This is a genomic window from Campylobacter concisus, from assembly GCF_002913945.1.
Classification (GTDB): domain Bacteria; phylum Campylobacterota; class Campylobacteria; order Campylobacterales; family Campylobacteraceae; genus Campylobacter_A; species Campylobacter_A concisus_P.
Map to the genome: position 1 here is coordinate 28,879 of NZ_POZK01000015.1, position 15,566 is coordinate 44,444.

Sequence of the window (15,566 nt, forward strand, 5' to 3'; positions counted from 1 at the left end):
TTTTAATTTTTTTCTTGAAAAATAAACTTTTTTACAAATTTTTGCATTTCTAGCTGAAATTTTTTCCAAAATTGGTGTAATTACTATAAATATCTTTTAAAAGGATAAAAATGAAAAAATTTTCATTAATAGTAACTAGCACCGCTAGCACGAAAGAAAGTTCATATATTGAGGTGATTTGCCATGGCTAATTCATACACAATAAAAGACCACAATCTAGTTATAAACGTAAGGTCAGATTTTTTAACATATGGTAAAGCCATAGGTAGATTTGCACATGCATGTCGTGAGAAAAATCAAACCGAGCATATAAAGTATCTCAACAAAAATCCAACCACCCTTAATCGTTACAAACTTCTAAGCGAGTTTAATGGCAATGGCAATATGAGAGATGCCAATGGCAAAGATGATGAGCTGCATAATATAGCCTTTGTAAAGAATTTCCTTAAAGGTTTTCAAGAAAGCTTTAAAAAAGACTACACTAATCAGTGTAATGTAAAGGCTATATATACAGATGAAACAGGATATAATGGCGAAAAGATACAAGGTTTTACAAGCTTGCAAACCGGATCTAGCTATATAAATTTCAAAAACATAACCAATATTAAAGATCTTGTAAAAACCATAACCCATGAAAACCAAAGATCTATGGATATACAAGATCATAGAGATATAAATCAAAACAGAGATGATGATACTAAATACGCATCAAATTTCTCAGACTTTGCAACTAGATATTTCTCTCATGCTCTATGGCTAAATGATAAAGGTTTTTCTAAAACACCTTTAACAACAGCTGTAACAACAAGCATGATAAATAACAATAGAGAATTTGCAAAACTGGATAAGAATTTGGGGGTGAATAGAATACTAACAAGCAATGAACATGATCTTGCGATGGAATTAGCATATAGATATAGTAAAGAAAATAACGTACCTTATGCCCAGGCAATAAACCTTTTTATGCTTGCAGCTAAAACGAATGTCGATAAATCTCAAAAAGAAGCTTTTGAACATGTTGTATCTACATTAGAAAGCGCCGATGAAGTCGAGGTGCCTAGGTATAATATGGTGTTTGATAGAGATAAAATAGATGAGGCGTATGATATATTGGCAACTACTGCCAAAGAGAGAAATTTATACTTTACAGACGTTTATAAAGAGGGTATGACGAGTTATCCTTTATACACCGCAACTAAAGAGCAGTATGAGGATAAGCATTGGGACCCGGACCATACCATAGGACTAGGAGATGCAAGCGATATACTTGTACCGTTTGCTAAACCTGCCGTCGGCGCCGCAAAGCAACTATCGTCGGCTCTATACTCTAGTTCAAAAAATGCGATAAAAGCTCCATTTGTAGAGATGCAAGCAAGAATAAACGAAAAACTATTAGCCAATACTCCAAAAGGAGGAAAGCTAGGTAGCGACGGTATATTAAGACACAACGGTAAAGAGTATGTAGCTCATAGTATGGATATAACGGGAAATAAAGTGATATATCAACAATTAGGTAAAAATAATAAACCGGTAGAGGTTTATAAAATTACTAACGATAAAGGTTATTTAGTGACAGCTTCTAAATCAAAGCTCTCTGCTTCGCAAAGCAGTCCTAGTACTTTAATAAAAGACGCAACAAAAGATATTAAATTTTATGATAGCTCAAAAACCCCGGGTATAGTAGCAGGCGCCACCATAGGCGGAGGTATAGATATTGGATCGCAGTATATAAATAACGGCTACAGTTTTAAAAATATTGACCATACAGAAGTAGTAATAAATGCATTAGGCGGTGCATATGGCGGAGCTGCTAGCGGTTTATTCTCGGCAATAGTCAGAGGCGCTTTTGTCAACTCATCTACCGAGCTATACCCTCAGCTTAAAGATAGATCAAAAGATGTGGATAAAGATGGAATTCTTATAAAGGCCGGAGTTGGTGGACTTATAGGTTATGGAGCGAGTCACATGGGAAAAATAGGAGAAAAAATACCTGGCAACTATAAGTCATCTTTTGAAAATTTGACCAATATAATATTTGGTGTAGCGCAAGCACAATTTGATAATATCAACAATAAAAAGTAAATTTATGAAAAAGTTTTTTAAAGAATATTATACTTTACTTTTTTGGGGTATTATTTTTGGTCTTATTTTAAATGGCTTTTTGCGTGTATTAAAATACTTTTTTGGAGAAGTATACTACATAGATGCATTAGTTGCTGTTTTTATAATTATTAATACTATATATAGTAAGAAATGGAATTAAAAAAAGTGATTTTACATACAAAAATTTTCAAAACATAGATATTAGGCATGGCGGTATATCGTTAATATGACTTATTATTGTTATGTTGGTATGGGTAATGATAATATGTTTAAGATAAGTACAGTTTTTGGTAATTTCTCAGGAAATTTCGGTAAAACCATAAAAATTGGTGATGGAGATTTGCAGACTGAGGCTGAAAGCATAGTATCAGTTGTGACAGAAACAGGTCAAGCAGTAGCCGATAGCATAAAAAGCAAAAATGACAAAGATAGAAAGGATAACAAAAAATAAAAAAATTTCTAATTATTTTTTTTGGTAGCATATTGTGTATTGGCTTTATAGTAATCCTAAAACTTCTCTTTGGAGAACACTACGGTGACGTTATTTTTGCTGGGATAATCTTGACTAATATATATTACATAATTAAAAACGGTATAAAAAAGAGCGACTTTTCGAAAAAGAATTTGAAAGAAATGGACGTCACGATAGGCGGTATTTCTTTGATACAGGCTATATTTGTATTTATAATGTGGATTGGTTACAACGCCACAAGAGTGTAAACATAAAAGTGGGCGAGTAGAATAAGACCGCGGCTGAAGCTGGAGCAAGTATACTTACTGGAAATAACACAGGTGGCTGTAGATAGTATGATCAATAAATATAATAAAAACGATAAAAAAGAATAAGAACAGATATAAAAGTTTTGTTTAAGAACATTAATTTTAAAATGAGCATCATCTAAATTTTTTAGATATAATTACGCAAAAATAATATTATTAAAATCAGGTAAAGGAACTCATGAAAAAAATATTTAAATTTCTATCTTTTTTAGTATTTATGCTATTTCTTACAGGATGCGCAAAAGATCTTATTATAAGCAATATGCCAAATTCAAATTTGAACTATCATGGCGATAATGTTCCTATAACTATCATAGCTTATAAATTAAGAGATGTGGCTAAATTTAAAGAAGCTAGCATTATCGATCTAGCCGAGAGAAATGGTGAAATACTAGGTTATGATAAGATTGACTCCATAAAAACACAAATTCAGCCAAATACAAATAGATATGCTTTTACAAATGTATATCCTGACGAAGTTCCGTATGTCGGTATTTTGGTACTTTATGCTGATCAGAGCAAGACAAATATCAAGGCTTATAAAGCCACAAAAGAGATAAAAGAAAAAAATATAGTTTTTGAAATAACAAAAAATGGCGTAAATGTTTTAGACGCTAGTAGCTCTAAAATACAAGCAAGCAAATAAAATGTCTGAAAAGTTAAAAGTCGTTTGGTATAACGGAATGAACGTTGATAAGGTTCATTTCGAGCAGCAAGAAAGATATTTTGAGAGAAATTTAAACCTAAAAACCATCTCTTCTTTTTCAAATTTATACGGTGTTTTAGATTTAGAAATTTCAAGCGATCTTTTGCTTCAAGGCAAAATAGGGCTAACTAAAATTTCTTGTATCTCTCAAGATGGTACGATTTTTAACGCGCCAGATCAAGATGAATTACCAGAGCCACTTGAGATAAGCCCAAGCGAGCTAAACTCAGCCATTCTAGTGTTAAAACTACCTATTAGCTCAGATTTGGTCGATATTAGCTTGCAAAATAATTTACCAAATTTAAAATTTACAGCCAAGCAAGCACTTATTAGCTCAAGAGTGCATGATGAAGCTAGCAACGATATATTAAATGAGCTAGATGATAAAGATGATTTTGAACTATCTTCTGCCTTTACACAAGATAAAGAAAATCTAATCCTAGCAAGCCAAAGATCGTCTCTTGGAGTATTTGGCTCAAAGATGCCTTACGAGCTTAGCATACCAATTTGTAAAATAAAAAATATAGACCTAAATAAGCAAATAACACTTGACGAAAAATTTATTCCAACTTGTATTGACATCAGTAAAAACACTTTCATAACAAATTTTATAGAGGAGCTTAGCTTTGCTACAAAGCAACATCAAGAGAGTTATTTTGGGTTGCTAGGAGGTGTTGATCAAGCTAAAAATAGACTTGATTTTTCAACATATTTAACACTAAATATGCTAAAAAAATGGCATTTAATATTCTCTTATTTACTAAAGAAAGATAAATTTCACCCAGAGTATTTGTATGAAAAATTAGTTGATTTTCAGGCTGATTTGTTGGCACTTAGTCACGATAATAGTTTTAGCGAATTTATAGCCTACGATCACAATAATCTAACTCAAACTTTTGTGCCTTTGATAAATAATCTAAGACTTTTATTCTCACATATCTTATCTCCAAAATATATAATGGCACAGATTGTTAAAAATAATCACGGCTTTTATGACTGTATTTTTGATAATCCAAGCATTATTGAAAACTCAGAAATTTATTTTGCTATTCACAGCGATACGAAAAATGAGTATCTTCTTAAAAATTTCAAAGAGCAATGCAAAATCCATACTCAATCAAATATAAAAGGCATAGTTTCTTCACAGCTAAGAGGTATAAACGTAGAGCAAATTTCTGTTGTTCCTAGCACTTTACCAAAGTTAAACGATTATATCTATTATAAGATAGACAAAAAAGATGAAATTTTTAAAAGCTTTGCAAATCAAAATGTGATTAGCGTTTATATAACGGCAAATTTACCAAATGCTGACATTAAAATGTGGGCTTTATTATAAGGATAAAAATGAACGAAAATCAAAATGAAACCTCAGTTTTAAGTCAAACAAATCTTTTGGGCCTTGGCACAAATCTTGCACTAGATCACGTGTTACCATTACTTCTTTTGGCAAATAGGGTTTCAAAATTACAAAATTTTTCACAAAGCGAAATGGCAAATTTACGTGAAAAATTGATAAACGATATCTTAAGTACCACTTCAAAGATATCAAATCTAAGCATTTATGAGGAAGACGATATCATTAGGCTTAGATATTGCCTTTGTGTTTTTATAGATGAGAGCTTACTAAAAAATGAAATTTTTATGAACAGCTTTTGGGCCAATAATACCCTGACAACAAGATTTTTTAATGAAAATCTAGGCGGAAATAAATTCTTTGGCATTATGGATAAGTGGTTTGAAAATGTTGGCAAAAATAAAGATTTCTTGGAATTTATATATGCTTGTTTGGTGCTTGGCTATAAAGGAAAATATGAAACCCAAGAAGATTGCAATGAAAAAATTTCTTACCTTTGTGAAAATATAGCTGCAGCCGTTTCTCCGCTCATAAAAGCTGATGAAAATGTATTTGAAAAGAGCTACTTAAAACAGACAAAGAAAAGCTTTCTTGAGATATTTTCGCTAAAGCGCTTAAAATTTTATTTCATTTTGCTAGCCATTGCTATGATCGCAGCCGCGTTTTTATATAGTACATATTCTATGGATCAAAATAATATCAGAAACGATAGTGTCCTAAATAATAAGATAGAGAATTTTATGGATAACAAGTAAGTGCAAGATAATTTTTGTAATAAATTTAATGAAGATTTTTTAGAGAATGAGCTTTATATTAGTTTAACTGATGAAATGTCAAAGTATAAAACTTTGATGCATGATAGCATAAAGTGGGATTACGTATTTAGCTCATCTTTAAGAGCCTTAAGTGAGTTTAGTCTTGACGCCAAGCTTTTAAATTTCTTAGCGATTTCTGCTATAAATTTAAACGACAAAGAGGCTTTTAAGACACTTATAAAAGCCTTTGCTTTTTTTCTATTTATTTTGAAAAAAGAGCCAAATTCGCTTGCAAAAAACGAAAAGCAGCTACCTGCTAAAAAAAAGATAATAGCTCAGACAATAGAGCTTTTTACGCAAGCTAATGATAAAGCTTTGGATCAAGCTGACGCAAAAGCGTTTAATGACCTTGTGCCTGAGCTTTCACAAGAGCTTGGTACACATTTTGATACGCTTTATATAGAAGAAAAAAAAGAAGAAATTTTAAAAGCTAAAGAGCCAAAAGTCATTACTAAAACTGAGCCAACTTACTATCAAAACGTTTCATTTAGTGGCAATGATATTAGCACATTTAATGATAGAGAATTTAGAGAATATTTTATAAATTTATCACTAATGCTTTTAAGGAGTGATATTAAAAATTTTAATGCTTATGCTTTAATTTTTGAAGCAATGTGGGGCAGAATAAAGGCGCTCCCATCAAGTAGCGATCAAATAACACAGATACGTTATCCTGATGAAAATCTGATTATGCTTTTTAAAAAAAATAATGAATTAAATCTTGACAACTTAGAAAAATTTATAAGAAATTTAGCACTTAATCCATTTTGGATAGAAGGCATTACGATATTTTGTGAGTTTTTAAATAGTGCTGGACTTGCAAGGCAAAGTGATCTTATTTGCGATATGGTTTTAAATTTTATTGATAAATTTCCAGATATAAAAAAGCTCAAATTTCAAAGCGGAGAAGCTTTTTTTAGTGAAGATATAAGTAAATTTTTTATTAAAAGCAACTCTTTGGAATTTACTTCCAGCAGTGATAGTAAAAAAGATATGAGTTTTGAAGATCTAATAAAAGAACTAGACAAAAGCAAGCATGCTTCAAGTGCTCAAAGTGAGCTTAATTTTATGCTTGAATTATCAAAAATTTTTACTGCACAAGGTATGAATAATAATGCAAAAGCTACCTATGCACAAATAGTTAATTTCATAGAAAATACCGAGCTTAAAGATTATTTATCAGACATATATATAAAGGCAAAAACATTTGTGTGATAAAATATGTTTTTTTAAATCACCTTTAATTTTATTTAAATATAATTCTTAAATCATTTACGAAAAAAGGATGTTACTATGGCAGATAATCTAACTCCACCAAAAGAACGCATAAATATAGTTTATAAAACTAAGACAAATGACCAAGAGGCTGATGTAGAGCTTCCATTAAAACTTATGGTAGTTGCAAATTTAACTGGTGAAAACCAAACTCCACTTGAAGATCGTGAAGTGATTTCTATCAATAAAATAAATTTTGATCAGGTTATGAAAAGCTTAGATATTCATACAAATTTCTCTGTAAAAAATAAGCTAAATTCTAATAATGAAGACTTAAATGTTGATCTTGATTTTGAAAGCATCCATGATTTTAATCCAGATAATATTATAAATCAAATTCCTGAGCTAAAAAAACTTTTGCAGCTTAGAAAAGCTTTAGTTGCGCTAAAAGGTCCTATGGGTAATATGCCTGATTTTAGAAAAGCGGTTTTAGAAGCTATAAAAGATGAAGATAGTAGAAAACAACTTCTTTTAGAGATTAAAGACGAACAAGATAAGGAATAAAAATGTCTGAAACTAAAGTTAAAACTCCTATCATTGAAAGCATAATGCAAAGGAGTAAATATTCAAAAGATGACGAGAGTTATAGTGTTGTAAAGCAAGGAGTTGCTGAGTTTATTTCAAATATAATAACAACAAATAATGCTGAAGATAAAATAAATAAGCTCGCACTTGATGAGATGATAGCTCACATTGATACCCTTTTATCTGCTCAAATGGATGAAATTTTACACAATAAATCTTTTCAAGAGCTAGAATCAACTTGGCGTGGAATTAGATTTTTGGTTGAGAGAACAAATTTTAATGAAAATGTAAAAATTGATCTTTTAGACGCCACAAAAGAAGAAATTTTAGATGATTTTGAAAACAATCTAGATATAACTCAAAGTACACTTTATAAACAAATTTATTCAGCTGAATATGGACAATTTGGTGGTGAGCCAGTTGGTGCGATAGTGGCTGATTATGAGCTAGATAAATCAAATCAAGATATGACTTTTTTAAATAAAATGTCATCAATTGCTGCAATGAGCCATTCACCGCTTCTTACATCTCTTTCTGCTAAATTTTTCGGACTTGATAATTTTGGTGAGCTTGAAAATATAAAAGATCTAAAAAGCATGCTAGAAGGCCCACAATATACAAGATGGAGAACTTTTAGAGAAAATGAAGATGCAAAATACACAGGATGTATGGTAAATAGATTTCTTACAAGATCTCCTTATGTGCCAGAAGATAATCCTATAAAGAGCTTTAATTATAGAGAAACTGTAAATAATCACGATGATATGCTTTGGGGCAATGGGGCCTATGCGTTTGCTACAAGGCTTACAGATAGTTTTGCTGATTATAGATGGTGCGGCAATATCATTGGGCCAAAAGGTGGCGGTGCTGTAAAGGATCTTCCAACTTACACTTACGAAAATTATGGAAGCGTTCAAACAAAAATTCCAACCGAAGTTTTGATCACAGATAGAAGAGAATTTGAACTTTCAGAAAATGGATTTATCGCTCTTACTTTAAGAAGAGATAGCAATAACGCTGCATTTTTCTCTGCTAACTCTGCGTTAAAGCCTAAAATTTTCCCAAATACTCCAGAAGGTAAAGCTGCTGAGACAAATTTCAGACTCGGAACCCAACTACCTTATGTATTTTTGATCTCTCGTTTGGCTCATTATCTAAAAGTGCTTCAAAGAGAAGAGATAGGTACATGGAAAGAGCGTAGCGATGTTGAGCGTGGCTTAAATGAATGGCTAAGACAATACATCTCAGATCAGGAAAACCCACCAGCAGATGTTAGAAGTAGAAGACCATTTAGGAGCGCAAAAGTAATCGTCAGTGATATAGCTGGCGAGCCTGGTTGGTATAAAATAGAGCTTTTGGCTAGACCTCACTTTAAATTTATGGGAGCAAATTTCGAGCTTTCTTTGGTTGGAAAACTAGACAAAGAGTAAGCTTACTATGTCGCTGATAGATAAAATTTTATATGAATTTAGCGATGAATCAAAGCTACGTCCATATTTTAAAGATCTAGACAGCGACATAAAAGATCACATTGATACTATCTTAAACTCTAGACTTGGTAACTACGGCCGATTAAATGATAGTATTATTGATCTTTGGTCGATGGGTGTTGAGATAAATGAGCTTGGTCATAAACTTGGTATGGCAATATATGAACTAATCAGCTCAAATGAGAATAGAATAGAAGTAACATCTATCGGATACGATGACTCACTAAAGCCTTGGCGTATCATCTTTAATATAAATTATAAGCATAAAAACGATAATTTCAAAGAGTATTTGCTAAAAGTTATTTTTAAAAACAATAGATATTGTGAGATTTTATAATGGATTATAATGAAAATAATCTAGCTTATTTTCAAAAAGAGATGGCATATCTTGATGAAACAAGAGCCCTTTTTATTAAAAATTTTCCAAAAGTAGCACCCTTTTTAGATACTAAAAGCAAAGATCCTGATGTTGAGAGCATAATAGAAAATATGGCTATTTTAACATCTAGGATCAGGCAAGAACTAGATGAAAATATCCCACTAATCGCTGAGTCTTTAGTAAATATATTAATGCCAAGCTATACAAATCCTTTTCCATCAGTTTGTATGCAAGAATTTACCTTAAGAGATGACTTCTCTGGGGTGAGAGAATTTATACCAAAAGGAAGTATAGTCGAGTCAAAGCAGATCAATGGCATAACGTGCAAATTTCAAACGATCTTTGACATAAATTTACTTCCCTTAAAGATAACAAAAGCTTTTATGTCAAACAACAAGAGTGATTATCTTCTAAATTTAAATATAAGCGTTACAAAGGACGAGCTTAGCACAAAAGAACTTGATATAGATTTTTTAAATTTATATCTTGGAAATAATGTTTACTTCTCTTCTACGCTCTTAATGTGGCTAAAAAATTACTTGAAATTTATTACAATAAGTTTTGAAGATAGTGGTCAAGAGATAAAGTTAAGCCCTGATAAACTTAGTTTAGATGAGTTTGATGAGCGTTTGATAAAGAGTGATGAGTTCGGATTTGAAGCGTTTGAGCTTTTAAAAGAGCTATCATTTTTTCCTTCAAAGTTAAATTTTGTGCGATTAAATGGACTTAGTTTTCTTAAAAATTTTTCCGCAAAAAGCTTTAATATTAAATTCATATTTTCAAAAGATATGCCAAGTGGATATGTGCCAAGACTAGAGTATTTTTCTCTTTTTGCTACGCCTGCAATAAATTTATTTGCAATGAGTGCCGAGCCTATTTTGAATAACAATAGGCGAAGCGAATATAGAATTTTTCTAGATCGCTCAAATATCGATGCTTATGAAATCGTTTCAATCAATAAGGTGGTCGCCCATAGTAGTAATAATGAAAAAAGGATATTAAAAAACTATAAAAGTTTTGAGAGATTTGAATTTTTAAATGATGAGCGAGCAAAAGATTATTATTTTGTCAGCAATAAAACAGATATAAAACTAAACTCATATAAAGAAATTTCTTTTTTTAAAAGTGACTCTAAAGATCAAACCATTAGTATAGATGCACTTTGCTGCAATGGTGATTTGCCTTGTAAATTAAGACTTGGTGAAATAGATAGAGTGTTATCGCATCAAGGTGTAACAACTAAAAATTTAACCATTCCAACTAGTGTAAAGCGAGTAAAAATAGATGGAAATCTTCTTTGGAAACTAGTCAGTATCTTATCTTTTAGCTATCAAAGTATACTAGAGAAGGGCTCTTTTTTAGCACTTCTTAATACCTTTAGCGCGCCAGATGATGAGTTTTTTAAAAAATTTGCAAACTCGCTTTATGATATAAAAACAAAGCAAATTTATAGAGTTGATCAAGGCTTTGCAAAAAGAGGGTTGCTCTGCATATTCTATATAGATGAAAGCGAATTTGAGAGTATTGGAAATGTCTATGCTTTAGGTATAAATTTGGCTAAATTTTTATCAAAATTTGCATCAATTAATTCATTTTGTGAGCTTAAAATAAAGTGTATAAAGAGTAAAATTTTGCTTAATTATGACTTTTTAGGTGGTAAAAAAAAATTAATATGAACAAAGAACTAAATCAAGCTTCTTTTTTTAAATTAGTAAAGAACTGCCTAAAGCACCACAATAGAAGAGATATTTTTTTAAAAAATAGCCCAAGTTTTGCCTATCCGATTAATGAACTTGAAAGCTTAAATAAAGAGGATGCGGTAAAAATTGTCGTAAATTTTATGGGTCTTTTGGGAAGTGGCTCGCATCTTACAAGTTATATTTTAGAAAAGATCTCGAAAAGTAGCGATAATAATTTCGAGAAATTTTTTGACTTTTTTGACAATTACTTGCTTTGGCTTTTCTTTGATAGCATTAGTTTAAAAAATTATGCAAGATCTTTTGAAAAAGAGCTTGACGATAAAATTTCAAAGATTTTATTGGATATATTAAACATAAGCAATAAAAAATTAGCAAAAAAATTCTTACCATTTTCTCCGCTTATTATTAGTCAAAGAAGGCCTAAAAGAGAGATCGAGTTTGCCTTGCAGCGTCATTTTAATTTAAAAAATAAACTATTTTTGCTGGAAAATTTACCAAATCAAATTTTCATAGCACCTTCAAATTTAAATTCGCTTGGTATCAAAAATAGGACTTTGGGCAGAAATTTTATACTTGGCAAAAAGCTTTTTGAGAAACAAACTAAAATAGCAGTTTATATAAATGGTATAGATTATGAAGAAGCTATTGATTTTTTCCCAAAAAGAAGAAAATTTAAAGAGCTTCAAGATACTCTTATTTTTTTTACAAACAATGAATTTGTTGCTGATTTATACATAAAAATAAACTATTCTCCAAAGATGCAGCTAAGGCTTGGAATAGATGAAAGTTATAGTAAAATAGGCCTTGGTGCAAGGCTTAAAAGTAATAAAAATATGTCAAATTTTATAAAATTTAGGCTCTGCTCTTAAATTTTCAGATATAAAATCTAAAATATTTGTTATTATTACATTAAAGAAATATATTTATTTGTAAAAGGATGTGCATCAATGGCATTTATCGATTACCTAAGAAGATTTTTTATCTTTTTTAGATTCAAACACAGTACAATTTTGGTAGCTTCTATTGCATTAAGTATCTTATTTTGGCTTTACGCTCCACTTATAGCTTTTAACGATGTATATAGCTTTGCTAGTATAAGTTCAAGAGTCACTATATTAATTGCATTTTGGGCAGTTATTTTATTTTTTGTTTTAATCAAGCCATTAATGCACTATTTAGCATCTCAAAAAGATGAAAAAAATAATAAGCTAAAAGAGATAAAAAAAGAGTCTATGGATAGTTTTGGTAAGGCAAAAAGAAATTTTATGCTTTCTTTGAAAGATGCCAAAACGACTTGGAAAAAAGATATAAATTTTAAAAAATTACCTTTAATAATGATAATGGGTAACGAAGGTGCTGGAAAGAGCGCATTTATAAACTACTCAAATATCGAATTTCCACTATCTGATAGTTTAGATACTTATAAAAAAATACATAAAAGTACGACAAACTTTAATCTTTATATTTCAAAATTTGGTGCACTTTTAGATACTGAGGGTATACATTTCGCACAAGAGAGCCTATATCAGCCAACAGCTACTGAAGAGCTTCCCGAAGATGATGTGGATAAAAATAGGGATTACTTGCTTAAAAAAAGTATCTGGAGTGAATTTTTAAACTTTTTAAAACGAAATGATTTTAACGCTAGATTAAGTGGTGCGGTTTTAATCATAGATACTAAAAAATTCCTTGAAGGCACGCAAGAATATTTTGATGAATTAATTAGATATATGATAAAAAGGGTTAATGACTGTGAGAAACATCTAAAGACTAAATTTCCTATTTATATTGTTTTTAGCAAGCTTGACTTAATAGATGGCATGGGAGATTATTTTAGGCTTTTCAATGAAGATGTGGCAAATAAAGCTCTAGGAATAAACTTAGATCCAAATTTCTCAAAACAATCACTAGAAACTGAACTAAAAGGCTTAAGTGAGTCACTATTTAAACATCTCATGAGTAAGAACTCGATTTCGCATTTATTGGAAGATAAAAAACGTTCATATCTCTTTTTAAAACAACTTGATAATTTTTTTGCTTTAGTGAAAGATTTTGTAACAAAGCTAAGCTCTCAAAATGCACTTAAAAATAGCTCAACCATAAATGGAATTTATTTCGTAAGTGCTTATCAAGAAAATATACCTATAAACTACCTTACAAACACTATTTGCGATAGATATAATATCAAAAAACCACTTTTAAGAGCGGTAAATAACTATAGTAAACAAAGCTATTTTGTAAAATCATTTTTAAAAGAGATAGCTTTTAAAGCCAACTTAAATAAATTTGGTGCTCAAAATAGATTTACAAAATTTATAAATTTTGTTTTAGTAGCCATACTTTGTGCTGGAGTATATTTGGGTTCTAGTTTTATTCTAGAGACCAAAAATATAAAAGAGCAAAATGCTATAAATAATGCAAATAAAATTTCTTCATACCTTGATGGTAAAAAATATAAGGATCTCTCTCCAACACAAAAGATTGAGCTTCTAAATTTACTAAAACAAAGTCTAAATGACTATCCAAGAATCTTTAGCGGCGATACTAAATTTGAGTATATAACACTAGATACTTCTTATAAAGGCTTCACTCCAGTTAAAGCACTTTACTATGATTTGAATGCTGATTTTTTCAAAAATACAGTTTTAACTGAAATGGAAAATATACTAAAAAATGAAAGCGATCCAGATAAGCTAATAAAAGCATTTTATATGTATGATTCGCTCTTTGATAAAGATTACACAAATGTGGATTTATTTAAAATTTGGATTAGTACAAACTGGGATAAATTTGAAAAATATGGCGTTGCAAAAGATGAATTTTTAGCTCATATTGAGGCTATTTTAAAGGCAGAAAATTTAAACATAACTGCAGATACAGTTGCTCAAAGTATAGCAAATACGAGGCTATCACCTGTTCAAAGAGCACAAAGGCTCTACTATATACTTGAGTTCATATCATTCAAGGACGATAAATCTTTTTACGATATTAAAAAAGATGTTGAAAATTTATACACAGTAGTCCAAGAAAAAGAAGCATTTAAGCCATTTAATAAAATTTATACAAAAGAAAATTTAAGAGATTTCTTGTCAAAGCTTAGCTCAAACATAGATCAAACAGCTGGAATAGAATCTTGGCTAATGGAGACAAATTCTTCTTTAAAAGATATTAGCTCAAATGATAAGAAAGAGCTAAGCATTGCTGTAATAGAACTTTATTTGCAAAATTATGCTGATAAGTGGAGCCAAATTTTAAGAGAAATAGAACCAAATGAATTTAGCACAAAAAAAGAGGTCATAGAAGAGCTCGACATCTTGTCAAAGAGAGAAAATCCTTTAAATTCTTTAATAAAATTAACTAATCAAAATACAAATTTAAATGATGAGAATTTACTAAAATATATCTATTCTCTAGGATTTGCTTCAAGTGAGATAAAACGTGTTTTCAGTGACTTTAGTGCTAAATTTACTAACTATCATGCGTTAAATTCTAATGACTTGCTAGATATTATAAGTAATGACGTAACAAGTGTTTATAAAAAAGTTAGTGACTATAACTTCGAAATGCTTCAAAGTAACGATGATAAAATAGTTTATGCAATAAATGGTATAAAAAATGAAAACGACCCATTTGTTGTCTTAAATAATGATGCTAAGAAGCTTCCAGATGAGTTAAATGAATATTATCAAAAGTTATCGACACTTGCATGGAAACAAGTAGAAAATGGTGCTTCGGTGCTTTTATCAACAGCATATAGAGATGATGTTTTTGATGATTTTGAAAGTCTTATCAAGCCATTTTATCCATTTAACGAACAATCTCCAAAGGCTGTCAGCATAGAAGAATTTAAAAGATTCTTTGGCAAAAACGGAACTTGGAATAGCTTTTATGATAAATATCTAAAACAAATCTTAAGTAAAACTGCTGATGGTTATAAAATAAGACCAAAATATGCAAAAGAGCTAAGATTTAGTAGGGATTTCCTTAAAAATATTGCCTATATAGACAGAATTTCAAATTTAATGCTTGATTCAAATGATGAGCTAAAATTAAATTATAATTTAAAAGCTGTCGACTTATCGGCAAATTTTAGCCATATAAATATTAGCTATTCTAATAACTCTTTGACTTACGATCATACAATTGCCTCAAATTTGATAGTTTCAAGTAAAAATTTTGATATATCAACACAGTTTAAATTCAATGCAGTTTCAAGTACTGGAAGTGAGAGAAAAGAGCTAAGCTTTGATGGAGAATGGGGCTGGTATAAGATATTAAAAGCTTCAAATTTTAGTAGCGTTGGCGTTAGTACGCTTAATTTTGATGGTAGAAGAGATTCGTATTTTGGCTTTGAAGTAACGCCAAATGGAGGAGAGCTTTTAGAGCTTATGGATATCATACCAACGATAAATTTACCAAAGAAGATGCTTTATTAAGGA

General features: G+C 30.4%; 12 protein-coding genes. All 12 read left to right on the forward strand.

The window, feature by feature from the left end; all coding sequences use genetic code 11:
- The first annotated feature begins 183 nt into the window (after positions 1 to 183).
- The 12 genes from CYP64_RS02460 to tssM all read left to right on the forward strand — a co-directional run bounded on the left by CYP64_RS02460 (position 184) and on the right by tssM (position 15,563).
- The gene (locus tag CYP64_RS02460; protein WP_103648549.1) at positions 184 to 2,082 is read left to right on the forward strand and encodes a hypothetical protein; all 1,899 of its coding nucleotides are present in this window, start codon (positions 184 to 186) and stop codon (positions 2,080 to 2,082) included.
- A 247-nt stretch (positions 2,083 to 2,329) separates the two neighbouring features.
- Positions 2,330 to 2,554, forward strand: coding sequence for a hypothetical protein (locus CYP64_RS02465; RefSeq protein WP_141091144.1), 225 nt, complete (start codon positions 2,330 to 2,332; stop codon positions 2,552 to 2,554).
- A gap of 507 nt (positions 2,555 to 3,061) precedes the next feature.
- Positions 3,062 to 3,529 carry a type VI secretion system lipoprotein TssJ gene (tssJ, locus tag CYP64_RS02475; protein WP_054195914.1) on the forward strand — a complete coding sequence of 156 codons (468 nt, stop codon included), beginning with the start codon at positions 3,062 to 3,064 and terminating at the stop codon, positions 3,527 to 3,529.
- 1 nt (position 3,530) lies between these two features.
- Positions 3,531 to 4,925, forward strand: a complete 1,395-nt coding sequence (gene tssK / locus CYP64_RS02480) for a type VI secretion system baseplate subunit TssK (protein ID WP_103648552.1) — start codon at positions 3,531 to 3,533, stop codon at positions 4,923 to 4,925.
- 8 nt (positions 4,926 to 4,933) lie between these two features.
- Complete coding sequence (icmH, locus tag CYP64_RS02485) at positions 4,934 to 5,698, forward strand: type IVB secretion system protein IcmH/DotU (RefSeq protein WP_103648553.1); 765 nt, start codon at positions 4,934 to 4,936, stop codon at positions 5,696 to 5,698.
- Complete coding sequence (locus CYP64_RS02490) at positions 5,699 to 6,973, forward strand: type VI secretion system domain-containing protein (RefSeq protein WP_103648554.1); 1,275 nt, start codon at positions 5,699 to 5,701, stop codon at positions 6,971 to 6,973.
- Positions 6,974 to 7,051: 78 nt separating this feature from the next.
- On the forward strand, positions 7,052 to 7,537 hold the full coding sequence (gene tssB, locus CYP64_RS02495; RefSeq protein ID WP_103648555.1) for a type VI secretion system contractile sheath small subunit: 486 nt from the start codon (positions 7,052 to 7,054) through the stop codon (positions 7,535 to 7,537).
- A 2-nt stretch (positions 7,538 to 7,539) separates the two neighbouring features.
- Entirely contained in the window at positions 7,540 to 8,988 is a 1,449-nt protein-coding gene (tssC, locus tag CYP64_RS02500) for a type VI secretion system contractile sheath large subunit (protein ID WP_054195919.1), read from the forward strand.
- 7 nt (positions 8,989 to 8,995) lie between these two features.
- Positions 8,996 to 9,385 (forward strand): hypothetical protein, encoded by a 390-nt coding sequence (locus tag CYP64_RS02505; RefSeq protein WP_054195920.1) that lies wholly within the window; start codon positions 8,996 to 8,998, stop codon positions 9,383 to 9,385.
- On the forward strand, positions 9,385 to 11,103 hold the full coding sequence (tssF, locus tag CYP64_RS02510) for a type VI secretion system baseplate subunit TssF (RefSeq protein WP_103648556.1): 1,719 nt from the start codon (positions 9,385 to 9,387) through the stop codon (positions 11,101 to 11,103). The genes CYP64_RS02505 and tssF overlap by 1 nt, the downstream gene beginning before the upstream one ends.
- Positions 11,100 to 11,996 (forward strand): type VI secretion system baseplate subunit TssG, encoded by an 897-nt coding sequence (locus tag CYP64_RS02515; RefSeq protein WP_103648557.1) that lies wholly within the window; start codon positions 11,100 to 11,102, stop codon positions 11,994 to 11,996. The genes tssF and CYP64_RS02515 overlap by 4 nt, the downstream gene beginning before the upstream one ends.
- 78 nt (positions 11,997 to 12,074) lie before the next feature.
- Positions 12,075 to 15,563, forward strand: coding sequence for a type VI secretion system membrane subunit TssM (gene tssM / locus CYP64_RS02520; protein ID WP_103648558.1), 3,489 nt, complete (start codon positions 12,075 to 12,077; stop codon positions 15,561 to 15,563).
- Positions 15,564 to 15,566 lie beyond the last annotated feature (3 nt).